Source organism: Streptomyces sp. NPDC036764 (assembly GCF_055609385.1).
Genome location: NZ_JBVJPT010000009.1, coordinates 22,723 through 46,608 on the forward strand (window position 1 = coordinate 22,723; position 23,886 = coordinate 46,608).

Annotated in this window: 25 protein-coding genes and 1 pseudogene; 9 read left to right on the forward strand and 17 right to left on the reverse strand. The window is 67.9% G+C overall.

Annotation, left to right across the window (positions count from 1 at the left end):
- Positions 1-58 precede the first annotated feature (58 nt).
- The gene (locus tag ACZ69Q_RS28665; RefSeq protein WP_471046989.1) at positions 59-1,207 is read left to right on the forward strand and encodes a TRM11 family SAM-dependent methyltransferase; all 1,149 of its coding nucleotides are present in this window, start codon (positions 59-61) and stop codon (positions 1,205-1,207) included.
- On the opposite strand, the gene ACZ69Q_RS28670 is transcribed toward ACZ69Q_RS28665, so the two are convergent.
- Positions 1,204-1,815, reverse strand: coding sequence for a LysE family translocator (locus ACZ69Q_RS28670; RefSeq protein WP_471046991.1), 612 nt, complete (start codon positions 1,813-1,815; stop codon positions 1,204-1,206). The two genes, ACZ69Q_RS28665 and ACZ69Q_RS28670, sit on opposite strands and share 4 nt — an antisense overlap.
- A 190-nt stretch (positions 1,816-2,005) precedes the next feature.
- Here ACZ69Q_RS28670 and ACZ69Q_RS28675 point away from each other — a divergent pair, with 190 nt between their 5' ends.
- Positions 2,006-3,115, forward strand: coding sequence for an endonuclease/exonuclease/phosphatase family protein (locus ACZ69Q_RS28675; protein WP_471046993.1), 1,110 nt, complete (start codon positions 2,006-2,008; stop codon positions 3,113-3,115).
- Between the two features lie 10 nt (positions 3,116-3,125).
- Here the strand turns inward: ACZ69Q_RS28675 and ACZ69Q_RS28680 are convergent, their stop codons facing one another.
- Both ACZ69Q_RS28680 and ACZ69Q_RS28685 read right to left on the reverse strand, forming a co-directional pair.
- The gene (locus tag ACZ69Q_RS28680) at positions 3,126-3,515 is read right to left on the reverse strand and encodes a DUF4394 domain-containing protein (protein ID WP_471046995.1); all 390 of its coding nucleotides are present in this window, start codon (positions 3,513-3,515) and stop codon (positions 3,126-3,128) included.
- A 100-nt stretch (positions 3,516-3,615) separates the two neighbouring features.
- The gene (locus ACZ69Q_RS28685) at positions 3,616-4,998 is read right to left on the reverse strand and encodes a glycine--tRNA ligase (protein ID WP_471046997.1); all 1,383 of its coding nucleotides are present in this window, start codon (positions 4,996-4,998) and stop codon (positions 3,616-3,618) included.
- 162 nt (positions 4,999-5,160) lie between these two features.
- Between ACZ69Q_RS28685 and ACZ69Q_RS28690 the strand changes: the two genes are divergently transcribed.
- From ACZ69Q_RS28690 to ACZ69Q_RS28710, 5 genes are all read left to right on the forward strand, one after another.
- The gene (locus ACZ69Q_RS28690; RefSeq protein WP_471046999.1) at positions 5,161-6,132 is read left to right on the forward strand and encodes a metal ABC transporter substrate-binding protein; all 972 of its coding nucleotides are present in this window, start codon (positions 5,161-5,163) and stop codon (positions 6,130-6,132) included.
- Positions 6,129-6,920, forward strand: coding sequence for a metal ABC transporter ATP-binding protein (locus tag ACZ69Q_RS28695; RefSeq protein WP_471047001.1), 792 nt, complete (start codon positions 6,129-6,131; stop codon positions 6,918-6,920). Before ACZ69Q_RS28690 ends, ACZ69Q_RS28695 begins: the two co-directional genes overlap by 4 nt.
- Complete coding sequence (locus ACZ69Q_RS28700; RefSeq protein WP_471047003.1) at positions 6,920-7,822, forward strand: metal ABC transporter permease; 903 nt, start codon at positions 6,920-6,922, stop codon at positions 7,820-7,822. Before ACZ69Q_RS28695 ends, ACZ69Q_RS28700 begins: the two co-directional genes overlap by 1 nt.
- 61 nt (positions 7,823-7,883) lie before the next feature.
- Positions 7,884-8,300 (forward strand): Fur family transcriptional regulator, encoded by a 417-nt coding sequence (locus ACZ69Q_RS28705; protein ID WP_471047004.1) that lies wholly within the window; start codon positions 7,884-7,886, stop codon positions 8,298-8,300.
- Between the two features lie 136 nt (positions 8,301-8,436).
- Positions 8,437-8,829, forward strand: a complete 393-nt coding sequence (locus ACZ69Q_RS28710; protein WP_471047006.1) for a hypothetical protein — start codon at positions 8,437-8,439, stop codon at positions 8,827-8,829.
- 52 nt (positions 8,830-8,881) lie between these two features.
- Here ACZ69Q_RS28710 and ACZ69Q_RS28715 read toward each other — a convergent pair whose 3' ends face one another.
- The 9 genes and pseudogenes from ACZ69Q_RS28715 to ACZ69Q_RS28755 all read right to left on the reverse strand — a co-directional run bounded on the left by ACZ69Q_RS28715 (position 8,882) and on the right by ACZ69Q_RS28755 (position 17,039).
- The gene (locus ACZ69Q_RS28715; RefSeq protein ID WP_471047008.1) at positions 8,882-9,430 is read right to left on the reverse strand and encodes a Pycsar system effector family protein; all 549 of its coding nucleotides are present in this window, start codon (positions 9,428-9,430) and stop codon (positions 8,882-8,884) included.
- A complete protein-coding gene (locus ACZ69Q_RS28720; RefSeq protein WP_471047010.1) occupies positions 9,427-12,150 on the reverse strand; it encodes an ATP-binding protein in 2,724 nt (907 codons plus the stop codon). The genes ACZ69Q_RS28715 and ACZ69Q_RS28720 overlap by 4 nt, the downstream gene beginning before the upstream one ends.
- 2 nt (positions 12,151-12,152) lie before the next feature.
- Complete coding sequence (locus ACZ69Q_RS28725; protein ID WP_471047012.1) at positions 12,153-14,018, reverse strand: ATP-binding protein; 1,866 nt, start codon at positions 14,016-14,018, stop codon at positions 12,153-12,155.
- A 132-nt stretch (positions 14,019-14,150) separates the two neighbouring features.
- Positions 14,151-14,990, reverse strand: a complete 840-nt coding sequence (locus tag ACZ69Q_RS28730) for an isoprenyl transferase (protein ID WP_471047014.1) — start codon at positions 14,988-14,990, stop codon at positions 14,151-14,153.
- Positions 14,991-15,006: 16 nt separating this feature from the next.
- A complete protein-coding gene (recO, locus tag ACZ69Q_RS28735) occupies positions 15,007-15,753 on the reverse strand; it encodes a DNA repair protein RecO (protein WP_471047016.1) in 747 nt (248 codons plus the stop codon).
- A 38-nt stretch (positions 15,754-15,791) separates the two neighbouring features.
- Positions 15,792-15,881 (reverse strand): annotated as a pseudogene (locus ACZ69Q_RS28740) (DNA repair protein RecO); the annotation flags it as partial.
- A gap of 4 nt (positions 15,882-15,885) precedes the next feature.
- A complete protein-coding gene (locus tag ACZ69Q_RS28745) occupies positions 15,886-16,563 on the reverse strand; it encodes a DUF1266 domain-containing protein (RefSeq protein WP_471047017.1) in 678 nt (225 codons plus the stop codon).
- 30 nt (positions 16,564-16,593) lie between these two features.
- Positions 16,594-16,809: a hypothetical protein gene (locus ACZ69Q_RS28750; protein ID WP_269642983.1), complete on the reverse strand. Its 216-nt coding sequence runs from the start codon at positions 16,807-16,809 to the stop codon at positions 16,594-16,596.
- Positions 16,806-17,039 (reverse strand): hypothetical protein, encoded by a 234-nt coding sequence (locus ACZ69Q_RS28755; RefSeq protein WP_471047019.1) that lies wholly within the window; start codon positions 17,037-17,039, stop codon positions 16,806-16,808. The genes ACZ69Q_RS28750 and ACZ69Q_RS28755 overlap by 4 nt, the downstream gene beginning before the upstream one ends.
- A gap of 87 nt (positions 17,040-17,126) precedes the next feature.
- Here ACZ69Q_RS28755 and ACZ69Q_RS28760 point away from each other — a divergent pair, with 87 nt between their 5' ends.
- Both ACZ69Q_RS28760 and ACZ69Q_RS28765 read left to right on the forward strand, forming a co-directional pair.
- The gene (locus tag ACZ69Q_RS28760; RefSeq protein WP_471047020.1) at positions 17,127-17,960 is read left to right on the forward strand and encodes a helix-turn-helix domain-containing protein; all 834 of its coding nucleotides are present in this window, start codon (positions 17,127-17,129) and stop codon (positions 17,958-17,960) included.
- Positions 17,942-18,139, forward strand: a complete 198-nt coding sequence (locus ACZ69Q_RS28765) for a DUF397 domain-containing protein (protein ID WP_471047022.1) — start codon at positions 17,942-17,944, stop codon at positions 18,137-18,139. The genes ACZ69Q_RS28760 and ACZ69Q_RS28765 overlap by 19 nt, the downstream gene beginning before the upstream one ends.
- On the opposite strand, the gene ACZ69Q_RS28770 is transcribed toward ACZ69Q_RS28765, so the two are convergent.
- The 5 genes from ACZ69Q_RS28770 to ACZ69Q_RS28790 all read right to left on the reverse strand — a co-directional run bounded on the left by ACZ69Q_RS28770 (position 18,123) and on the right by ACZ69Q_RS28790 (position 23,822).
- Positions 18,123-18,995: a DUF6879 family protein gene (locus tag ACZ69Q_RS28770; protein WP_471047024.1), complete on the reverse strand. Its 873-nt coding sequence runs from the start codon at positions 18,993-18,995 to the stop codon at positions 18,123-18,125. The genes ACZ69Q_RS28765 and ACZ69Q_RS28770 overlap by 17 nt on opposite strands.
- A 105-nt stretch (positions 18,996-19,100) precedes the next feature.
- Entirely contained in the window at positions 19,101-20,072 is a 972-nt protein-coding gene (locus tag ACZ69Q_RS28775; protein WP_471047026.1) for an SCO2521 family protein, read from the reverse strand.
- Position 20,073: 1 nt separating this feature from the next.
- On the reverse strand, positions 20,074-21,054 hold the full coding sequence (locus tag ACZ69Q_RS28780) for an SCO2522 family protein (protein ID WP_471047028.1): 981 nt from the start codon (positions 21,052-21,054) through the stop codon (positions 20,074-20,076).
- Positions 21,051-21,968, reverse strand: coding sequence for an SCO2523 family variant P-loop protein (locus tag ACZ69Q_RS28785; protein WP_471047030.1), 918 nt, complete (start codon positions 21,966-21,968; stop codon positions 21,051-21,053). The genes ACZ69Q_RS28780 and ACZ69Q_RS28785 overlap by 4 nt, the downstream gene beginning before the upstream one ends.
- Positions 21,969-21,971: 3 nt before the next feature.
- Positions 21,972-23,822: an SCO2524 family protein gene (locus ACZ69Q_RS28790; protein WP_471047032.1), complete on the reverse strand. Its 1,851-nt coding sequence runs from the start codon at positions 23,820-23,822 to the stop codon at positions 21,972-21,974.
- Positions 23,823-23,886 lie beyond the last annotated feature (64 nt).

A 23,886-nucleotide genomic window follows, 5' to 3' on the forward strand; every position in this document is an offset into this window, starting at 1 on the left:
CGGCGATGCGGGACGGTCCTCCACCGTCCCGGGCTTCGACGTGGGAGAAGACGGCATCATGCGCACACCGCGCGTGTTCCTGGTGGCCCGGTGCGTACGCGGGCTGGAGCCCGTACTCGGCACCGAGATTCTGCGGACGGACTCCGCGACCATCGACTGGATCGGCCACCGCGAGGTGGGTTTCCGGGCGGCCGACGACATCGCCCTTCGGCTACGGACCGCCGACGATGTCTTCCTGCTGGCCCACCGCCGGCACGACATCGGTCCGCACAGGAGCGACCTGACCGAACTGACCGGCCTGGCCCGCGAGTTCGACCTGGCGGCCCTGGCCCGCGACCGCAGGACACTGGGCGGCCCGTCCGGCTTCGGTGACGGCATCGAGATCTCGGCGTCCTTCCTGGGCCGCAGGACGTACAACCGGTACGACATCGAGGACACCGTCGGCCGGGTGCTGGCCGAACGTGCGGGGGTGCCGTACCACTCGCGCCGGCACGGCGACGCGCCCCCGCCCGGCCACAGCGGCTGGCGGCTGACCCTGGACGGCACCCACGCCACCCTGCTGCTGCGCCTGGGCCGGCGCCCCGCGCACCGGCGTGCCTACAAGAACGCGACGATCCCGGGCACCCTGCACCCACCGGTCGCCGCCGCCATGGCCCAGGCGGCCGAACTACGGCCGGGGCAGCGGGTGCTGGACCCGTGCTGCGGCGCGGGCACGCTGCTGATCGAGGCTCATCACACGGCGCCGGGCACGACTCTGGTCGGCTTCGACCTCGCCCCGGCCGCACGCCGGGCGGCACGGGAGAACGCCGGCCCGCTGCCGATCACGGTCCGCCGCGGCGACGCCGGGGCCCTCCCTCTCGCCGACCGCAGTGTGGACCGCGTGCTGTGCAACCCGCCCTGGGGCGAACAGGTCGGCGCCGGCGGCCGGCTCACCGGGCACCCGGAGCGCTGGTGGCACGAACTCGCCAGGGTCCTGACCGACGAGGGACGCGCGATCGTACTCCTACCGGACGCACGCGGCCTGGCCCACGCCCTGGCGCTGGGCCTGTCCCCCGTCCATGTCCAGCGGCTCAGCCTCTTCGGCAGCCAACCGCTCCTGATCCACTTGGAACGCCGGGTCCTCGCACCCCCTGAGGGGCGCGGGGAACTGCGCGACCAGCCACGACGGCGCCGCAGCCGAACGACGGCACAGCCGCGGAGCGCCTAGCGGGCGGTGAGGGCCAGCTTCGCCCCCAGTGCCACGAACGACCCGGCGAAGGTCCGCCGCAGCCACGTCATCACCCGCGGCCGGGAGGTGACGTGGCTGCGCACGGAGGCCGCGATGACGCCGTACGCCGCGAAGACCACGAACGTCGCCGCCATGAACACCCCGCTGAGCACGAGCATGCGCGGCAGTGCGTTCGCCTCGCCCGGATCCACGAACTGCGGCAGGAAGGCGAAGAAGAACATCGTCAGCTTCGGATTGAGAATGTTGATCAGCACACCCCGCAGGATCACCCGCCCCGCGGAGAGCGGCGCGGGCTTGTCGTCCACCACGAGGGCCTCCCTGTCCTTGAGCGTCGCCCAGGCCATGTAGAAGAGGTAGGCGACACCGGCGTACTTGAGGATCTGGAAGGCGGTCGCGCTCGCGTGCAGCAGCGCGGCGACACCGGTGATCGTGGCCACCATGTGCGGCACGATCCCGAGGGTGCAGCCGAAGGCGGCGACGACGCCGGCGCGACGGCCGCGGGAAAGAGCGGCGGCGAGCGTGTAGACGACGCCGGTGCCGGGGGTGGCGACGACGACGAGGGTGGTGAGGAGGAAGGCGAGACTCATGCCGTCACCCTGCCGTGCCCGAAGCATGGCCGTACAAGGCCAATCGCCCACCCCGTAACAGGGCCAATCAGCCACTGCGTTCGACACCGCCTCGCGGTGGCCGGAGAATTGAACTGTCGGGCGAGCAGCCCCCGGTGGCGCCTGCCCCCCGGCACCGCGGACGCCCCTGCGCCACCGCAGAGGAGGCGCCATGACCATCCGCATCGCCACCTTCAACGCGGAGAACCTCTTCCGCCGTCCCAAGGCCCTCGGCATCCCGGACGTCGAGCGGCGCCGCCGGGTCCTGGCCGACTTCGCCGAGCTGGTGTCGCTGCTCGACCTGGCGAGGTACGAGCGGGACGAGAAGCTGCGGATCGCCGAGATCGTCGCGAAGCACCGGGCCTACGAGACGAACCCGAAGAACCCCCCGCCGATCTTCGTCAACCAGACCCGCATCGGCGGCGCCAAGCTCTTCCAGACATCCGGTCAGCCGGGCAGCGCCGAGTTCGAGGTGCGGGTCGTCGCCGGCGGCCGGGGCGACTGGACGGGTTGGGCCGAACTCGTACGGGAGGACCTCGGCGGGGACGCCGTGAAGAACACCGGCCGGGTCGTCGCCGAGGTCAACGCCGACATCCTGCTGATGGTCGAGGTCGAGGACCGGCTCACCCTGCAACGCTTCAACGAGCAGATCCTGGACGGGACCCTGAAGATGAAGCCGTACCCGTACAGCATGCTGATCGACGGCAACGACATCCGTGGCATCGACATCGGCGTTCTGAGCCGCCACCCGATCACCTCCGTACGGCCGCACCTCTTCGACCGCCACGAAAACCGGCCGTTGTTCAGCCGGGACTGCCCCGAGTTCGAGATCGATCTCGGCGGTCAGAAGCCGCTGTGGCTCCTCGGCAACCACCTCAAGAGCAAGAGCTCGGACGACCCGGCGCTGCGACTGGCCCAGGCCCGTCGGGTCGCGGAGATCTACACGGAAGCCCTGAAGCGCTCCCCGAAGGTCGTGGTCGCCGGAGACCTCAACGACTCCCCCGACAGCGCCTCCAGCGGCGCCATCCTGGCCACCGGTCTTCAGGACGCGATGAGTCACCCAAGTTACCGGGGCCTGCCCGGCACCTTCGGGGAGTGCGACTCACCGCGCCACAAGATCGACTATCTCCTTCTGTCACCGCAGTTGTGGAACGGCGTACAGCATGTGGCCCTGGAGACCCGCGGAATCCACGCCGAGGGCATCAAGTCCTTCGACTCGGTGACGTCGAACGTCGACGCCGCCTCCGACCACGCCGCCCTCTACGCCGATCTGGACCTGTGATCGCCGGTCCTCAGCCCTGCCGCAGCGGCAGCGCCAGGTCCACCACCTGCCGCCCCTTCGGGAAGCCGCCGACGGTGGTCGCCCTGCCGGTCAGCAGGTTGATGCGCAGGGTGCGTGAACCGGCCACCGCGTAGCCGGTGTTGGCGGCGGTGGACGGTGAGCTGTAGATGTCGAAGCCCGTTGCGGGCGGCAGGTCCGTGCCCGTCTTTCCGGTCGGCGCCAGGTTGCCCGCGTTGGCCGGGGACTGGAGGGAGACCTGGTCCTGGGCCGTGTCGAGGTCGAAGAGCGTCGTGGCGGTCGTCGCGTCGAGGTCGTTGTTCGTGTACGCCGCCGCCGTCACCCCCGCCGCCGTCGCACCGAGAGGTTCCTCGCCGCGCCCCGCCCGCTGCGGGCCGCGCATGACCTCCCCTTCGGAGCGAACCGCCCCACGGACGGCAAAAACCCCGATTCCGTTATGCCTGTTACGTCCGTAACGGAATCGGGGTTTTTCAGCGGATCCCTCAGGCGCCGACGAGGCGGCTCGCCAGGTAGCCCTCGATCTGGTCGAGGGAGATACGCTCCTGCTTCATCGAGTCACGCTCACGCACCGTCACGGCGTTGTCCTCGAGCGTGTCGAAGTCGACCGTCACGCAGTACGGCGTGCCGATCTCGTCCTGGCGGCGGTAGCGGCGGCCGATGGCGCCGGCGTCGTCGAACTCGATGTTCCAGTTCTGCCGCAGCGCCTGGGCGAGGCCCTTGGCCTTCGGGGAGAGCTCGGCGTTCCGCGACAGCGGCAGGACCGCGACCTTCACCGGGGCCAGGCGGTGGTCGAGGCGCAGCACCGTGCGCTTCTCCATCTTGCCCTTGGCGTTCGGCGCCTCGTCCTCGACGTAGGCGTCGAGGAGGAACGCCAGCATCGCGCGGCCGACACCGGCCGCGGGCTCGATGACGTACGGCGTCCAGCGCTCGCCGGCCTCCTGGTCGAAGTAGGAGAGGTCCTGGCCGGAGGCCTTGGAGTGCGCGCCGAGGTCGTAGTCGGTGCGGTTGGCCACACCCTCCAGCTCGCCCCACTCGTTGCCGCCGAACTGGAAGCGGTACTCGATGTCAGCGGTGCGCTTGGAGTAGTGGGAGAGCTTCTCCTTCGGGTGCTCGTACCACCGCATGTTCTCCTCGCGCAGGCCCAGGCCGGTGTACCAGTTCCAGCGCTGCTCCATCCAGTACTCCTGCCACTTCTCGTCCTCGCCCGGCTTGACGAAGAACTCCATCTCCATCTGCTCGAACTCGCGGGTGCGGAAGATGAAGTTGCCGGGCGTGATCTCGTTGCGGAAGGACTTGCCCATCTGCGCGATGCCGAACGGCGGCTTCTTGCGAGAAGCGACCTGCACCTGGGCGAAGTTGGTGAAGATGCCCTGCGCGGTCTCCGGGCGCAGGTACGCGATCGAGCCGGAGTCCTGCGTCGGGCCGAGGTGGGTGGAGAGCAGACCCGAGAACTGCTTGGGCTCGGTGAACTGGCCCTTGTTGCCGCAGTTCGGGCAGTTGATGTCCGCGAGGCCGTTCTCCGGAAGGTGGCCCTTCTTGGCCTCGTACGCCTCCTCCAGGTGGTCCGCGCGGAACCGCTTGTGGCAGGAGGTGCACTCGGTGAGCGGGTCCGTGAAGGTGGCGACGTGGCCGGAGGCGACCCAGACGTCGGGGGCCAGGATCACGGACGAGTCGATACCGACGACGTCCTCGCGCGACGTCACCATGTAGCGCCACCACTGGCGCTTGAGGTTCTCCTTGAGCTCGACACCCAGCGGCCCGTAGTCCCAGGCGGCGCGCTGACCGCCGTAGATCTCACTGCAGGGGAATACGAAGCCACGGCGCTTGCTCAGGCTGACGATGGTGTCGATCTTGTCGGCGGCCACGGTGCTCTCTTCATTACGACGACGGGCGACGAAGCGAGGCGCTTCACAGCGAATGCTTCAGGGTACCGGCGGGGCCTCCCCCTCAACCAAATCGGTAGCCCTCTGTGGACGGCCGCTCACGCTTGTTGACAACCGTTTCCAATTTCGCTGAAAATGACTGTCATGAACGTACGACGACCTCACATATCCAGGATCGCCCTCGCGGCCGTCACCGCAGTCGGTATCGGCGCGCTCTCCGCCTGCTCCTCGGACAGCGCGGCCGCGGGCAACACGGACAAGTTCGACGTCGTCGCGTCGTTCTACCCCATGGCCTTCCTCGCCGAGCAGATCGGCGGCTCCCATGTGAAGGTCACCAGCCTCACCGAGCCCGGCCAGGAGCCGCACGACCTGGAGATCAGCGCCCGGCAGCGGGCCCAGTTGGAGGACTCCGACGCGGCCCTCTACCTCAAGGGTCTCCAGCCCTCCGTGGACGAGGCGATCGGCCAGGCCGGCCTCGACACGAAGATCGACGCCGCCACGCTCACCAAGCTGGAGGACCACGGCGACGTCGAGCACGAGCACGCGGGCGAGGAGGCCCACTCCGAGGAGTCGCACTCCGAGGAGGAGGGGCACGCCCTCGACCCGCACGTCTGGCTCGACCCGGTGAAGTACGCCGAGATCGCCAAGGGCGTCGGCGCGGCCTTCGAGAAGGCGGACCCCGACCACGCGGCCGACTACCAGAAGAACACCGACGCCCTGGTCAAGAAGCTCGGCGAGCTGAACACCGAGTTCGCGGACGGGCTCAAGGACACCCGGTCCAAGGTCTTCTTCACCAACCACTCCGCCTTCGGCTACCTCGCCGAGCGCTACGGCCTGACCCAGGAGGCCATCACCGGCGTCGACCCGGACAGCGAGCCGAGTCCGGCCCGGATGAAGGAGCTCCAGAAGGAGGCCAGCGCCGACGGTGTGACCACCGTGTTCTACGAGACACTCGTGTCCGACAAGACCGCGAAGACCCTCGCCGCCGACGCCGGCCTGAAGACCGACGTCCTCGATCCGCTGGAGGGCATCACCGACAAGTCCAAGGGCGACGACTACTTCGGAGTCATGGAGGCCAACCTCACGGCCCTGAAGACCGCCCTGGGAGCCAAATGACCAACGCTACGGAGGACGGCATGACCGAGCCCGTCATATCGCTGCGCGGCGTCCGCGCCGAGCTGGGCTCGCGCCCCGTCCTGCGCGGCATCGACCTCACCGTGCGCCGCGGTGAGGTCGTCGCCCTGCTCGGCGCCAACGGCTCGGGCAAGTCGACGGCCGTGCGCAGCGTCATCGGCCAGGTGCCGGTCAGCGCCGGCGAGATCGAGCTGTTCGGCACCGCGCGGGCCCGGTTCCGCGACTGGGCGCGGGTGGGCTACGTCCCGCAGCGCACGACGGCCGCCGGCGGCGTGCCCGCCACGGTCGGCGAGGTCGTCTCCTCGGGCCGCCTGTCCCGCACCCGCTTCGGCGTCTTCCGCAAGGCCGACCACACGGCCGTCCGGCACGCCCTGGAGCTGGTCGGCATGGCGGACCGGGTCAAGGACTCCGTGAACGCCCTCTCCGGCGGCCAGCACCAGCGCGTGCTCATCGCCCGTGCCCTGGCCTCCGAGCCCGAGCTGCTGATCATGGACGAGCCGATGGCGGGCGTGGACCTGGCCAGCCAGGAAGTGCTCGCTCGCACGCTCACGGAGCAGGTCGCAGGCGGTGCGACGGTCCTTCTCGTGCTGCACGAACTGGGCCCCCTGGAGCCCTTGATCGACCGGGCGGTCGTCCTGCGCGACGGCTGTGTCATGCACGACGGGCCGCCCCCGAAGGCGGTCGGCCAGCACGCGCTTCCCGGCCACGACCACGTACACCCGCACGCGGCTCACGACGCCGAACGGATCCGGACGGGACTGCTGAGCTGATGGACTTCCTGAACTACGACTTCATGCAGCGGGCGCTGCTCGCCGCCGTCCTGGTCGGCATCACCGCCCCCGCCGTCGGCATCTACCTCGTCCAGCGCCGCCAGGCACTGATGGGCGACGGAATCGGCCATGTCGCGATGACCGGCGTGGGCCTCGGCTTCCTGCTGTCCTGGTCGCCGGTGTGGATGGCGACGCTGGTGTCGGTGCTCGGCGCGGTACTGATGGAGCTGATCCGCTGGTACGGCAAGACCCGCGGCGACATCGCCCTCGCGATGCTCTTCTACGGCGGTATGGCCGGCGGCGTCATGCTCATCAACCTCGCTCCGAACGGCTCGAACGCGAACCTGACGTCGTACCTCTTCGGCTCCTTGTCCACGGTGAGCGAGTCGGACGTGACGGCGATCATCCTGCTCGCCGCATTCGTGGTGCTCGTCACCCTGGGTCTGCGCCGCCAGCTCTTCGCGGTGAGCCAGGACGAGGAGTTCGCGAGGGTCACGGGCCTTCCCGTGCGCGCCCTGAACCTGCTGACCGCGATCACCGCGGCGGTGACGGTGACGGTCGCGATGCGCGTGGTCGGCCTGCTGCTGGTGAGCGCGCTGATGGTGGTGCCGGTGGCGGCGGCGCAGCAGCTCACGCGCAGCTTCGCGGCGACGTTCGCCATCGCCGTGGCGATCGGCATCACGGTGACGATCGGCGGCACCGTGACCTCGTACTACCAGGACGTGCCGCCCGGCGCGACGATCGTCCTGCTGACCATCGGCGCGTTCATCGCGCTTACCGCGCTGGCGGCCCCGCTGGCCCGGCGCAGGGCGCGTGCCCTGGCGGCGGCGCAACCCTCCGGCGACCCGGCGGAGTGCGCGATTCCGGCCAGCAGGGAGAGCGACGGGAAGGTGAGCGTCTGACCGCGCCCAGCCCGGGCTGGCACAATGGCCCGGCAAGGCGCAGACGTGAGGAGGCAAACCGGTGACGACCGCTGGACCGCCCGTGAAGGGCCGCGCGACGCGGCAGCGGGCCGCTGTGGCGGCGGCCCTGGACGAGGTCGACGAGTTCCGCAGCGCGCAGGAGCTCCACGACATGCTCAAGCACAAGGGCGATTCGGTCGGCCTCACGACGGTCTACCGCACCCTCCAGTCGCTCGCCGACGCCGGCGAGGTCGACGTCCTGCGCACCTCCGACGGCGAGTCGGTCTACCGCCGCTGCTCCAGCGGCGAGCACCACCACCACCTCGTGTGCCGTGTCTGCGGCAAGGCGGTCGAGGTCGAAGGCCCGGCCGTGGAGAAGTGGGCGGACGCCATCGCGGCCGAGCACGGCTATGTGAACGTGGCGCACACGGTGGAGATCTTCGGCACCTGCGCGGACTGCGCGGCCATCAACGGCTGAGCCAAATCAGGCCAGTTGGCCAAATGATGAACCTACCGTAACCCCTTCGTGATCAAGTGTTCATATGATCATTACGGCTCCTGCGACCACAGGGGCCACATGAATCACAGGGGAGAACAACTTGAGACTGGGACGTATGGCAGGTGTGGCCGCTGCGAGCGCCGCGCTCGTGATGGCTGTCGCGAACTCCGCGGCCGCCGCCGACCACACCATGCACACGGGGGACGCCTGGGGCAACGTGCCCGGCGTCGACTGGAGCGGCACCGGCTTCTTCAACGAGTACGGTGACGTTGTCACGATCAAGGACAACGACGCCGACGGCCGTGGTGTCACGATGAACGTGTACATCGGCAGCCCGAGCGGCAACCCGCGCTACTCCTTCACCGTCGGTGGCGAGGGCAACACGGCCACCAAGAAGGCCAGCATGGGCGGCAAGTACGACCTGCCGGAGAACACCCGCATCGGCTTCAAGTTCTGCCGCGCGCCTGACGGCGAGTGCAAGGACTACACGTTCCTCAACGACAACTAAGTCGGCGGGAACCACGAACGGCCCCGCTCCACTTCGGTGGAGCGGGGCCGCTTCATGTCGTGGCGAGCTGGAGCATCAGCGTCACGGCGAACCCGGCGAATGCGATGCCCAGGGCGAGTACACCGACGCGGATCCTGCGGTACTTGCGTGACACGACGCGGCTGAGCAGCCAGAGCTGCTCCACCGTCCTGGCCAGTGGATCGGCAGCGTGCCGCTCGATGTTGTCCCGCAACTGCTCGATGCTCGCGCAGGCTTCGACGTCACCGTAGTAGCTCAGCGAGCTCGCGGGGTGCGACGGTGTACGCCGCTTGCTGGTCGTCGGCATGACCGCGGAGGCCAGAGCGCCGAGCCCGTACGCGCCGCAGATCGCCGAGATCCACCACGTGATCTGCGACAGGGTCCTCAGATCACGGGGCGACCACTGGCCGGCGAGAGCCGCGCTCAGCACGACGCCGGTCACCACACCGCTGCCCGCCAGCAGGGTTGCGGCTTTGGCGTCGGCTCTGGTGATCTCTTCCCGCGTTTCCCTCAGCAGGGTGTCCGTGTAGGCAAGCTGCTGCCTGCGCGCCCGCCTGTCACGGGAATTGGCCTCAGCGGTCATGGGACCGGCCTGAAGGTGTTCACGTCCGTCGCCAGGCCGTTCAGTTGTACGCGCTGGAACTGCGTGAACTCGGAGGCCCGCCACAGGTTCTGCCGGGTCCCCACGTCGTATGCGTCCTCGGTGATCAGCAACTGCGCCTGGGCCGTACGGTAGAGCTGCTCATCGGCGCAGAGCCGGGTGGCCTGTACGGCGGGCAGGCCCATCAGGTCGTACGAGGACACGACGGGCCCCACCCAGGTCCTGCCGTAGGCGAGGGCGACCCGCAACACCGGCGTACTGAACCGTGTCTCCTGGACGATGCTTTTGACCTCGTCGTTCCGGTCGCGCAGCGAGCGGAGCCGACTCGCGATGCCGGTGGTCAGCGCCGCGTGCACATTCCGTTCGAGGGTGGTGTCGCCCGGGAGGAAGAACTGAAGACCGTCCCCTGTGAAGCCGATCACACGGGCGAATCCCTCGATGAACTCCTTGATGTCTCCCAGGAGCAACTGCAGATACCGTATGGCCTGGCCGGGCCCGGAGGCCGCGTTGCCGACGATGCTCGCGGTGGAGCCCTGTACGTCGAGCACTCCGACGAACGCATCCAGTTCTTCCTGGCTCCGCCTGGCCTCCAGTCCGGCCACGCGCCCCCGGACCTCCTGCAGTTCCGCGCTCTGCTCCCTGTGCTGGATCTTCAACTTGCCCAGGGTTTCGTTCGTATTGAGCAGGCGGCTGATGAGGTCGCCGGTGAATTTCTTCTCCGTGGCGAACATGTGCCCGTCGCTGTTCCATCCGTAGTAGTCGAGGACCGCTCGCCAGCAGACGGCCTTCGCGCCCAGGTCGGCTATCTCATCCTGCCCGGCCTCGGCCAGGCGCTGCATCAGAGCGTTCTTGGCGTTGACATGGATGGTGAGAACGCCGCCCTTCTGCTGCATCTCCTCCAGAACACGACGCATCCGGTCGAAGACGACTTCCGAGCCCACCATTCCGCTGAGCGAGTCGAAACTGCCCCTGATGTTCTCCAGAACCTCCGGGTCCACATTGGAATTGGTGATGGCGATGGCGGTCGTGGCGGGGTCGAACCGTTCTACCTGCACCTCATGGCTGCTGTGGACGAAGCGGATGCCGCGCTCGAGGCTTCCCACCAGATGACGCCAATGAGGGGCCTCCTCGTCGGAAACCTTCTCGAACCTGCTGGCGCTCACCTGACGGATGCGGTAATCCGGGTAATGCTCGTTGAAGGCCTGCATCTGCATGATCATCGCCTGATGCGGCCGCTTCTCCGCCCGGCTCACGTCGATGAAGAAGAGGTGATCGTTGAGGAGCAGCTCCTTCTCGATCGGGTTGGTCTTCTCGGAGAAGTGGATGGTCACCTTCTCGCCGCCGACGGCCGGCGGGTTCTTCTTCAGCAGCTCGTCGATGGAAATCCACGCCGGCTTGCCCTGGGCCCCGATGAACTGGGTGATCACATGGAAGGGGAAGTATCGGGAGGCGTTCAGCACGAAGGACTTGGCGGCGTCATGGTCCTCACCACCCTCCCCGTCGACCACCAGAATCTCAAGCAGTCGGCTGATCACCGTGTTGTCGATATTGGGCCATAGCTCGGTGAAGTCGTCGGCCCTCTCGCGTGCGAAATTGATGAATGCCGTCTCGAACTCCTGGGCCGCAACCCCGCGCACCCATCGGTAGGTCGGGTCGAAGGGCCGAACGGTGCGCCGGGCCAGGTCGTACTGGAGGTCGGGGCATTCGAAGATGGCCTGTACGAACGGCGCGTAGGCGGGTATCAGCCGGTTGACCTCCCGGTCCACCAACATGCGCTTGACGTGCAGTGAGGCGGACAGCGAGCTGGAGATGCGGTCGCGGAAATAGAGAACGCCGGACACGGTCAGGTCGAGCTGGGGGTGCTTCCGGTGGAACCGGTGGATGGCGAGGGGTTCGTTGCGCTGCCCGAACATCGCCTGGAAGGCGGCCCGTGCCTCGACGTCGGAATCCCAGGGAACGCCAAGGGCGTTCGCCCGGCGCAGGCCGCCGCCCACGCTGACGTTTCCGACCTGGATCGGCACCGCGATGAGGTAGCAGTGCTGTTTGATGATGCCCTCGACGCCATCGACGAAGCGGAGGCTGCGGACCCGCTCTTCGTATTCCGGCGGGTAGTAGTCCCGGAAATAGAGACGCACGCGAGTACCGTGCTCGAATGCGTGCTCCGCGAGGGTCGTGATCTGCCAGTTCTCTTTGTCTCTGGTCTCCCAGAGCAGCGTCGTGTCCGAACCGTAGCGCCGGGTGACCACCTCGACGCGATCGGCGACGATGAACGAAGAGAGGAAGCCGATGCCGTACTTGCCGATCAGAGCGGGGTTGTGAGCCTTGAGCTTGGAACTGTTGCCCACGACGCACAGCTTCGTGCGCACATCGTCCGCGGTCATGCCGATGCCGTGATCGGTGATCTCCAGATAGGGTTCCTCACCAAGGGCGTCGATCATCACGACGATGGGCTGGTTGCGGTGTTCCCCCGCCTCTTCGGGAAGTTCCGCCAGCGCGTCGTGCGCGTTCTGCATGAGTTCCCGGACGGTGAGGTAGGGGTCGTTCCCATAGAGATCGCGGACGAGCAGATCGAGGATGGTCGACACCGCGCCGATCGATATTTTCCCGTCGTCCGTGGCATTGCCGTCCTGGAGCGGGAGCTCTTCCTCCTCATCAGCTCCAGGAACGATCTCGTCGCCCTCGTCCGCATGGTTCTCGCTCATCGTCAACCCTCCTCCGCCGACTGTCCCGTTCGCCCGTCTTTCGTTCCGATGTCGTTGTCGAGCAGGGCGAGCACCTCGACGTTCAGCCGCTGGAACTCCTCATTGCTGATGGTGTTCTGGGCCATGAGCTGGGCGAGCACCATCATGATCCGGGCGTAGCGGCTGAGCTCCGTCGTGGAGACGACATCGAGTGACCGGCGCAGGCTCTGAATAATCGGATTCCTGGTGTTCACCACGGCCCACAGCGAACCGTCGCCCTGGACGGTCCGCGGTTCAGCGAATTCGAAGTCCTCCCACCAGTCCTCCTCCAGGTCCGCGTCGTCGTCGAACATGTCGTCCCAGTAGGACGAACGGGCCGGAGCGGCGGACCGGGACGTCGAGACCAACTTGACCGGGACCCGGGCGTCGACATCGTCGACACACAGGATCTCCCAGTCCGGCGCGCTCACCGAGGCGAAGAGTTCGTGCAGTGGCCCCCATGCCTCGGCGGCCCTGCTGATCTCGTCCATGTAGTCCTTGACGACGTGCCGGAGAGTCACCCCGTGATCGGCGCAGATGTCGGCCACGAGTCGAAGGATCTCCTCCTCGTCCAGCAGCACGGGCGCCGCCCCGAGGTGCCGGGCGCGGTCGGCGAAGAGCTGGTCGTTGCCTCGGTCGTAGGCCCATCGCAGCACCCGGCCGGCGGATCCCTCGACGACGTCCCGTACGGATGTGTGGCGCCGGCCCGACACGGCGTCCGGGAAGTACAGGGGGAGCGGCATCCTCGGCCCGAGCGCCAGGCGAAGTTCCGGGTCGTGCCTCAGGAGCAGCCTGGTGGTGTCCCCGTGGGTCTGGAACAGGCGCTCCACATGGTCGTTGCCCTTCCGGGCGAGTTGAAGCAGTGCCTGCCGTGCGGACGCCTCCAGGTCACGGCTGAGTCGCTGGTACGAGGCGTCGTGGCGCAACCCGGCGCGATCCGGCTTGAGATCGATGTCGGCGACATCGACGACGCCGCACATGACGAGGTTCAGCGGATAGGGAAGGATCTCCTCCTCGGTGACGAGGATGCCCCGGCGGTAGACGGTGATCGGAGGCACGAAGCCGGCGGGCGCCACTGCCAGCGCGCCATCTCCCGCAGTTTTCACGCGGGTTGCGTACACGGGGCGATGCGACCACTGAAACCGCTCCTGCAGCATCTCTCCCACCACACCTCCCCGCGACGACAGGGACTCCCGCCAGCCTTCGGGCTGAGGAATTCCCAGCGGGACCCCGTTCACGAGCACGGGATAGGGCGCGTACAGATATTGCTCGCGCAGGTATTCGAGGATGAAGTCGGTGTCGAGCAGTTCGTCATGCTCGTCGGAGATCTGCAGCACGACGGTGGTGCCGTGGTCGCGCAAACCGTCCGGGACCCTGTCGATGACAGCCGTACGTGCGCTTCGGTTCAGTGACCAGCGAACCGCCGGCTCGTCCGGAGCGCTGCCGAACTTGCGGGAAACCACGCTGACCTCGTGTGCGGCCAGGAACACCGTGTAGAAACCGAAACCGAACTTTCCGATTCCCAGCGTTTCCCCGGGTTCGCTTGGCCAACCGCTCAGGAAGAACGTCGAGAGGTTTCCCTCGAGCTCGGCCTCCGACATGCCTATGCCCGCGTCGGAGAAAATGAGCCGCCCGCCTCCGACACCGCCCGGATCCTGCCGTGTGGTGATGGTGATCGGCGATATTCGTGCCCCGGACCGGGCCGCCTGGAAGGTCGCTTCCAGGGCGTTCTGCAGCAGCTCCCGGAGAATCACCTCCGGAGAATCGAATAGGCTTTCCACCATCCTGAGAAAGCTGGAAACGTCCGTTCCAATTTCGATATCGCGCACCGACCGCTCCCCCTGATACACCTCTGGCCGGCAGAAGTGTTATTAACGGTAGCGCTCTCGATACCCGCTAACAAGCCATTCGCATGGATGGTCGCGAACAGTCAAATATGATCAGAGGTGGTGGCCCTGAGTTCGCCGACTCAGGGCCTGCGCTCAGGCGTCGGGCTGCCGGCCTTCCATGGCGAGCAGTTCCTCGTTCGGGATCGCGCCGCCGAACCGCCGGTCGCGGGAGGCGAACTCCACGCACGCGCGCCACAGGTCGCGCCGGTCGAAGTCCGGCCACAGGACGTCCTGGAAGACCATCTCGGCGTAAGCGCTCTGCCAGAGAAGGTAGTTGGAGGTGCGCTGCTCGCCGCTCGGGCGCAGGAACAGGTCCACGTCCGGCATGTCCGGGTAGTACAGGTACTTCGCGAAGGTCTTCTCGGTCACCTTCGACGGGTCCAGCTTGCCGGCCTTCACATCCTCCGCGAGGGCCTGCGCCGCGTCCGCGATCTCGGCCCGGCCGCCGTAGTTCATGCAGAAGTACAGCGTCAGCTTGTCGTTGCCCTTGGTCTGCTCCTGGGAGATCTCCAGCTCCTTGGCGACCGACTTCCACAGCTTGGGCATACGGCCCACCCAGCGCACCCGGATGCCGAGCTCGTCGAGCTGGTCGCGGGTCTTGCGGATGAAGTCGCGGTTGAAGTTCATCAGGAACTTCACCTCGTCCGGGGACCGCTTCCAGTTCTCGGTGGAGAAGGCGTACAGCGAGATCGCCCCCACGCCCATCTCGACCGCGCCCTGAAGGACGTCCAGCACCCGCTCGGCACCGACCTTGTGCCCCTCGGTGCGCGGCAGGCCCCGCTCCTTCGCCCAGCGGCCGTTCCCGTCCATGACGATCGCCACGTGCTTGGGAACCAGCTCGCCGGGGATCTTCGGCGCACGGGCACCGGACGGGTGCGGCTCGGGCGCCTTGTACTCGCGTCGCCGGCGTCCCAGGAACCCACTCACGGCCATGTGCTTGTCGTCTCCCTTACTTTTCCACGTACCGAAGCGAACGCAGTCCGCGTTCCAGATGCCAGTGCAGATAGGCGGACACCAGCCCGCTGCCCTCCCGGACGTGCCGCGGCTCACAGGCGTCCGCGGTCTCCCAGTCCCCCGTAAGCAGCGCACCTAGCAGTTCCAGGGTCTGCGGCGACGGTACGACGCTACCGGGCACCCGGCAGTCGACACAGACCGAGCCCCCGGAAGCGACCGAGAAGAAGCGGTTCGGTCCGGGCATACCGCACTTCGCACAGTCGCTGAAGGTCGGGGCGTAGCCGTTGACGGCGAGGGAGCGGAGCAGGAACGCGTCGAGCACGAGATGGGGCGCGTGCTCGCCGCGGGACAGCGTCCGCAGGGCGCCGACCAGCAGCAGATACTGCTGCACCGCCGGTTCGCCCTCATGATCGGTGAACCGCTCGGCGGTCTCCAGCATGGCCGTCCCGGCGGTGTAGCGGGCGTAGTCGCTGACGATCCCGCCGCCGTACGGAGCGATGGTCTCGCTCTGTGTGCACAGCGGCAGACCGCGCCCGATCAGCTCGCTCCCGCGCGCGAAGAACTGCACGTCGACATGGGAGAACGGTTCGAGCCGGGCGCCGAACTTGGACTTCGTCCGCCGCACCCCCCGCGCCACGGCCCGCACCCGCCCGTGCCCCCGCGTGAGCAGCGTGATGATCCGGTCCGCCTCACCGAGTTTCTGGGTGCGCAGCACGATGCCGTCATCCCGGAAGAGACTCATCGCAGGCCTCCACGGGCTTCCGGCCGGGGGTCCGGGGGGTGGCCCCCGGGAAAGCACAGCATGATCCGGTCCGCCTCACCGAGTTTCTGGGTGCGCAGCACGATGCCGTCGTCGCGGAACAGACTCATGGGTTCATTCTCGCGTACGGCGGGGGGTGGGGGTCCCCCCTGTCGAGCGAAGCCGAGAGTGGGGGAGGGTGCGGTCGGGGTTGCTGATCGCGTCCCAGGGGGCCAGGTTCCACGGGCTGGAGCGGTTCGCCGGGTCCAGCAGGGCCCGCAGATGCTCGTCGGCGACCGCCTGCGACGCCGGCAGATCGGAGTCCCCCGCGTCCCGCAGCCCCGCCCGCCACACATGCCGGCCGAGCAGATAGTGATCGGCGTACTCCTGCCAGGAGGCGTACTCGCGCACCACCGTCGGCACGATGTTCTTCAGCGCGGTCCAGGCGTCGCCCTCGCCGATCAGCCCGCAGGCGAAGCCCCGGCGGGTGATGTCGACGTACAGCGCGGCATCCCAGGCGAGCGGCGAGACGCCCGTCTGCCGGTACGCCCGCGCCCGGTATCCACTGCGGGACAGGTCGTCGAGCCGACCGACCAGCTCCTCACGCGAGGTGATCTCCCACTGGTCGGCCAACCAGCGCCGGGCACTGTCGTCGTCGATCCGTACATACGGGTACAGCGTCGTCCGCGAGGCGCCCTTGTCCCTGCTCACCGGCGCGCTCAGCGACACCATCCACAACTGGTGCGTGGTGAGCGGCACGGGGTAGCGGCGGGCCGCCTTCACACCACGCCTTCTCCATCTCCACATGGCCATGCCGCCGCACCCTATGCGCACGCACCTACGTCAAGGAACCTCACCCCTGCTCCGTGCGTTCGCGTACGCCGTCGCGGCCCGCAGCCGCTCGGCGGGCGTCGCGTTGCGTACGGCCGCCGGCTCCGCGTCCCACTCCTTGCCGCCCCCGTACGGCCTTAGCTGCACATACGGTCCCTCGTGTCCCATCACGATGCCGATCCGACCCGAACGAGTGTCGATCACATACGACCCGACAGGCGGCTTCATCGAAGTACCGCCGCGAGGCGCCGCACGGTCTCGACGGAACAACGACCCAATTCGACGAGCGGGCACGGAGCTTCACGCGCAAGACTCGCCGGATCGATCCGGAGTGTCGGAAGCGTAATTCCTGCCTTCTCCAGCGCCGCCCGCAATTCCTTCACTACTTCCTCCGCTTCTTCGACGCAGCGCGCCGAGTGTCGTGCCGTCACCTGACTCCCCTCGAATTCGGGTTTCACGCTTCCCATCTCCATGGTGACCTGCGACGCCTACACTCGGCAGGAGTCTGTGCCCTACAAGTGCAGGGCAGCGCAAGGGGGTTGGCCATGGCCAACGGTTCACGTCAGGCGGCGTGGGAGTTTTTCGGAGCGGAACTGAAGCGACGCCGGGAGGACGCCGGGATCACTCAGGTGGAGTTGGGTTCCCGGGTATTTGTATCCGGCGGATACATCGGCCAGTTCGAACAGGCAATTCGAAAGCCGCAACTTGATGTCGCCCAGCGGATTGATGAGTCCCTGCAAACCGACGGTATTTTCGAGCGGATGTGGCGGCAACTCATCAAGGAACAGCGGTACGCCGATTATTTCGCGCACGCGGCAGAACTGGAGCGGCTGGCAACGAGCATCTGCGACTGGGCGCCGGCTGTGGTGCCGGGGCTCCTCCAGACGCGCGCATACGCCCGAGCCATCTACCTGGCGAGCAACCCGCTCGCGACGGACGAGTACATCGAGCAGGTGGTCGGGCTGCGCCAAGAACGCGCGCAGATCCTCAAGGACGCCACAAGGCCGGTGTACTGGGCGATTCTGCACGAGACGGTCCTGCGCGTCCCTGTCGGCGCCTCTGCTGTGATGGCCGAGCAGTTGGACCAAGTGGCGGCGATGGTGCGGGAGCGCAAGGTGCTGGTGCAGGTGCTGCCGTTCTCGGCGGGAGCCCACCCCCAGATGGGCAAGATGATGACCCTCATGCAGTTCGAGGATGCCCCGCCAACTGCCTATACAGAGGCCGTGTTTTCGGGGAGTCTGTTGGACGATCCGGCTGTAGTGAAGCAAACACAGGCGGATTACGATCTCCTGAGGGGCGCTGCGCTGTCGTTGGAGGCGTCCCTGGCACTGATCGAGTCGGTGGCGGAGGACTACAGACGATGCAGGCGTACGACCTGAGCAAGGCCCGTTGGCGCAAGAGCACCTACAGCGGGGGCAGCGGCGGCGAGTCCTGCGTCGAGGTGGCCGACGGAGTCCCCGGCGTCGTTCCTGTCCGAGACTCCAAACTGGCCTCGGACAGTCCCGTACTCCTCGTTCCGGCGTACGCCTGGTGCGGCTTTCTCACGTCTCTGAGGTGACCCGCGGAGCCGTCTGCTGACGCTCCGCCTCTGCCCACAGCTCGGTGAACTGGGTGACGTGGTCCTCGATATGGTCCGGCTCGGCACTCAGCAACGTACTGTCCGGGTTGTTCTCCTGGTCCGGCTTGGTCTCGTGGCAGAGTTCGCCGTCGAAGACGATGAAGTCGCTGACCCTGGGGTTGGACTGCATCAGCGAGCGCACCGCGATACGCGCGTCGATACCCCGCCTGCGCTGGCTCTCGCACAGCGCTCTGAGTTCGGATGTGACCTCGTCGGGGTCCCGCACGATGAACAGGCGCCGGATCTCCACGCCGCGCCGCTTGATCGCCTTCTCCTGCGCGGCGAGGTACCGCTCGGCCGGCCCGCTGGTCCAGAACTCCCGGTCCACCGAAGTACTCGTGGCGTCGAGGGTCATCTTCACGCAGTCGGTGATGTCGATGAGCCACTCGTGGTTCTCGCCGGGGCAGTCCGCGCTGCCGCTGCCGAGCCCCTCCATCATCTTGGCCAGGCGGCCGAGCTCCTTCTCGGCGAAGGCCTGCACGATGTCGCCGCCCTGCTCACGGACCTTGGTGTAGCCGAGGACCAGCCGGGTCACCTCGTCGGAGCGCAGCACCGAACCGTCGACCTGGCTGAACAGCGTCGTCGCGGCGAGGATCTCGTTGAAGCGGGTGTCGACCTTCTCGAACCGCTCGCCGAAGTCGATGAGGAACTGCACGATCAGCGCCGCGCTGCCGATGACGATGGACGCCACCCACTGCCAGATGTTGCCGTCGTCCTCATTGAGAATGCTGGTGAGCAGGAAGGCGCCGCCCGCCGCCGTGGCCGTGATCAGGATCCGCCAGAACATCCTGGGCATGCGCTGCTCCTGCCGCGGTACCGCGTGTCCGTTGCTTCCCGCTCCTAACGATGACGCTCCACTCATCTCTCATCCCCCGTCGGGTTTCTCGTCCGGTTCCGCCCCTCAGCGTGTGCTCAGCGCCTGGTGCGGCGTCGCCACGGCCTGGAGGGCCAGTCGATCTCGGATGCGCCGGCTCAGGTTCTCCCACTGGCGGGAGAAACCCGGTTTGTCTTCCAGCACGTCCCACAGGTGACCCAGCGCGGGGTCCACGTGCGCGCGCGGCATCCACAGATGCAGCAGATGTACGACGACCGGTTGCAGCGTCTCGAGCACGGAAGGCCCGTCCGCCGTACCGAGCCGGCTGTTGTCAAGCATGTGCTGAACAGTCGTCAAAAGCCAGTCGTGCAGGGCGAGATCTTCGCAAATGCCCGCCGCCGATGCCGTCGGAATGTGCTCCGGAAGCCGTAGCTCCATGGTCCGCAGCCCGCCCTCGGCCACCGTGAAGTGCACGAGGGACGCCCGCTCGCCGTCCGAGGTGCGCCGCGCGACCCAACGCAGCCTCGTGGGGCTGGACTTGAAGGGCACCCGGCGGTCCAGGAGCGGATGGCGGCGAAGCTCGGCCAGCAGGCCCTCGGCGATCATCCCGAGGTCGAGCTCACCCCGCCGCGCACCCTGCAACACCCCATCGGCCGTAGCTTGTTGGGGCAGCTTGCCGAAGGGCTCGACCAGGCCGGGGCGGACCAGATACTGACCCCAGGTACGGCGCACGTCGGGGCCGGAGGCAGGGAGGCTGAAGTACGCCGTCGACTGCAACAGGCGGCCCTCGGTCAGCGCCGCGCGGCCGGCCACCGTACCGACGGCCCGGACCTTGGAGCCGTTGGAGGCGGGCAGCCGGCAGTCCACGCCGGTCAGGATCTCGGGGGAAAGAGCGTGTATGGAGGGCCGCTCGGAGACCCGGACGTGTTCGTCGGCCCGCAGCTTGAGCAGTTGGGCGGCGGCCCGGCGGTCCAGGGCCTGATGGGACGGCAGCAGACAGGTGCGCACCTCGCCGCAGGCGAGGACCGAAGGCGCGGGTTGTCCGAAGGCCGCCGTCATCTCAGGTCCCCTCAGCCTCGGAGGAGTCGCCGGGCTCCTCGTAGAAGACGTAGGTGGCGCGTTGCGCGACCGCCGCGGGAACCGGCATCCCCTCGCCGGCGGACCGCTCGGCGACCTGCTGGAGCGCACCGGCGTCGACGTCTATCTGGTCCAGGATGAGCCGTACGGCGTCCTCGACGGCGAGGAAGCGGTTCGGCATCAGGGTGCAGGTGCGGTAGGCGCTGAAGGCGGCCTTGGTGTCGGTGAGCCTGATCAGCGGATCCAGCCGGTCCCAGTCCTGCGGGAACTCCCCGCCCTCCCACTGGGTCGGTGGCAGCACGGGATCGCCGAGGTGACGTAACAGGCCCAGCCGGGCGAGCTGCCAGACGGCGGCCAGGAACGGGCAGGACCACAGCCGCCGGCCGTCCTTCTCGGACCACAGCTCGACGTCCATGAAGATGGAGTGGTTGCGGGCCGCGGTCTCCTGGGGCGCGGCCCAGCCCTTGACCTCGCCGAGTGCGCTGCGTGAAGTCGACGGCGTGCGCTGGCCGTTGGCGAGCCAGCCGCTGTGACTGACGGACGGGCGGGAGCCGTAGCTGCCGGGCGGCGGCGACTCGACGAGGCGGTGCATGACCGATTCCGCAAGCTCGATGCGGTCGGCGACCGCGCAGGCCGACTCGCGGGCCAGGTAGTCGATGACCAGGCCCGCCTTCTCGGCCTCCTTGAGCACCATCGGGATCAGCTCGGCCGGGGTGGAGAAGCGGGTGAAGTAGTCGTCGATGAGGAAGCAGGTGCTGATCCGGGGCCGCTTGCTGCGCCGGGCCGCGGAGGCGCGCACGGCGTCCACCCAGATCCGCACCTCGGCGAAGTGCTCGGCCAGCCGTTTGGGGCCCGCCTCGAAGTCCTCCATGTAGAGGTGGCCCAGCTCCAGCGAGAGGTGGGCCAGCGGGACGGACTGGGTGCGCCGCTCCGCGGTGGTCTCCTGGAAAACGGCCTCGGTCACACCTGCTCCCAGTACTTGTCGTCGGTCAGGCGTCCGGCGAGCTGGCTGAGCGCCTGCCAGGTCTCCTGGTTGGCGATCTGGCTGTCGAGCACGTCCTCGTCGGTGATGAGCTGCTCACGCCACTGCAGGACCGGTTCGAGCGGCACCGAGCCGAGGACCTGGCTGTAGCCGATGCCGTGCGTGGAGGCGAGCTGCTTGAGGTCGCCGTCGGTCTTGCGCATCCACGCCGACTGGGTGGGCGAGACCTGCGACCACAGGGGCGACTCGGGGTCGGGTACGGCGGCCCGCACGAAGCGGATCGCGTTGCGCAGGGCGTCCTCGCCGTGGCCGCGCTCGACACCGCCGGCGACGATGCCGCGCTTGCCGAACACCAGGCTCGCGGCGGCCGCCACATGCTGGCGGGTCCAGCGGTGGAAGACCAGCCAGCGGGCCGTGACCTCGCTCATCTCGGACGACGCGGTGGCCTCCAGCGCCATGTCGACGGCGTAGGAGCGCCCGGCGCTGAGGTCGACGATCACCAGGTCGAACTCGTAGTACAGCGTCATCAGCAGGTCGACGCAGCGGCGCAGGTTGTCGTCGCTGGTGGCGAACTCGCCGCCGCTGACGTCACCCGGCATCAGCACCAGGCGTCCGCTGCCGGGCGGCGGGAACCGCAGCACCTGGTGCTCCGTCTCGGCCCACACGTCGATCCGGGCCGGTTCGCTGACCTCTCCTATGAGGTAGGCGTGCAGTCCGCGGTCCTCGGTGGCCTGGCGGGCGTCGCCCACGTCGAAGACGGCCGCCGCGGTGGGCGAGCCGAAGTCGAAGTCCAGGTAGCAGACGTCGTCCCCGGCCATGGCGCGGTGGTAGGCGAGGTTGGCGCTCGTGACGGAGCGGCCCGTGCCTCCTTTGTCGGAGGCGGCGAAGATCAGCACGGTTCACACTCCCCGGTCCGCGGCTTCGCGGGCACGGGCGAGCGAGTCGAGCTGTCCCAGCACGTCGAGCGTCAACGCGTAGGCCGTACCCGGCTGTTCGTCCACGAGGCTGCGGGCGCGGCGCAACTTGACCTCGATGTTCCTGAGCTGCATGCCGTGCCGGCCGGCGTCCGAGGGCGCGGGTTCCATCTGTTCGTTGCCCAGCAGGTGCGCGGACTCACTGAGCAACGCCCTTGCCAGGTCGGTCAGTTCGAGGCTGCGGATCGGGGGCTGGCGGTACATGGCGTGGGCCTGCACCATCACCTCGGTGACGCGCTCGGTGATGCTCCACGACACCGGTACGCGCCGTTTGTGGATCTCCGCCTCGGGATAGGCGGCGTGGACGTTGTCCCACAGGCCGGCGCCCTCGCCGTCCCGGATGCGGCGACGCCACATGTGGTCGAAGATGTCCTCGGCGAGCCGCAGCAGCCGGTCGTGCGAGCCGAGGCTGCGCGAGAGCGTGCAGAGCTGGACGGTCCGCTTCAGCAACTGGGCCGAGAAGTCGGTCATGGCCCAGGTCATGGGCGGTCCGATCCGCTCGCTGCCTTGCAGCGGCAGGGCGACGCCGACGTTGTGGAGCTGGTGGACCATGGGGTCGTCGCGCGTCATACGGCTGGTGATACGGCCGCGCTCGGCGAGGCGCTCCATGACGCCGACGGTGCGGGTGAGGTCGTCGTCGGTGGCCCGGCGGCGCATCAGGTCGTGCACGAGGATGGCGGCGACGGAGAGGGAGAAGTACTCGGACTCCAGCTTCTGTCCCGTCGTACGCCAGGGGATGTCCTCCAGGGGCCAGCGGTCCTCGTCGAAGCGGGCGATGCGGGACCAGTACTGCTGGGTCAGCTCCCACCGCAGCCGGAGCGCCTCGGCGAGCCGCTGCTGCTCGGTGTTCAGCAGGCCGAGGGTCAGGGTGCGGTCGGAGAACAGGTCCTGGATACCGTCGAGCGCGACCACGGTGAAGTACAGGTACGGCACCGCGTTGGCGACGCCCTCGGGCTGCGGTCCGACGGGTTCGGTGGTCTCGACCTCGGGCGAGTCCTTGACCATGGTCCAGGCCCAGCCGCACTCGAAGAGCTGGTTCTCGTCCTTGAGGCCTTCCTGGACGTCGATACCGAGGTAGACACTCTCGACGATCGCCGCGCGTAGCGCGCGGAAGCGGTTCTGGAACTTGTTCAGCACCTGGCGCTGCGACAGCCGCCCCTGGCCGAGGAGTTCGGAGAGCGTGCGGCCCTGCGAGGAGTCGGTGTCGAAGACGTTGACGACGAAGGAACGCAGCAGGCTCACCATCGCGGCGGTCAGGCGGTTGCTGGTGGCCTGGCGCAGTTCGGCGATGGTGTCCCGGACGTCGCTGCGCCGGGTTCTGGTCTCGTAGATCTTGAGGAAGCCGAGGGTCGCCAGGCACAGGGTGATCGACATGGAGTAGGAGTCGACCACGCCCAACTGGCGTTGTTCCTCGGTGACTTCCTTGGCCTTGTCGGCCGAGCCGAAGTAGTAGCCCCCGGCGAAGGTGGGCCGCTTGTCGTCACCGGTGTGGGTGCGCATGAAGTCGGCGGCGGCGGTCACGAGGTTGGCCGGGATGTCCAGCCGTCCGCCGGCCTTCTTCAGGACCTGTTGGACGTCCTCCTGGGTGGTGTCGGGGTCGTCGAGCCGGAACGCGGGGATCTCGGTTGCCGGGTACAGCAGGCAGAGCAGCCGCTCGGCGTCGGCCACACTGCTCTCTCCGCCCCATTCGCCCCAGTCCCACTCTCCCCCGTCGAAAGAGTGGCGAGCGATTCCCTGCCAGATGTCCAGCAGATGCTGGCGTGGCTTGATCTGCATCCCATGCCCCTCACACAGGCCGCACTGCCATCAGTTGAGGAATATCCCTCTTCTGTTGTGAAGA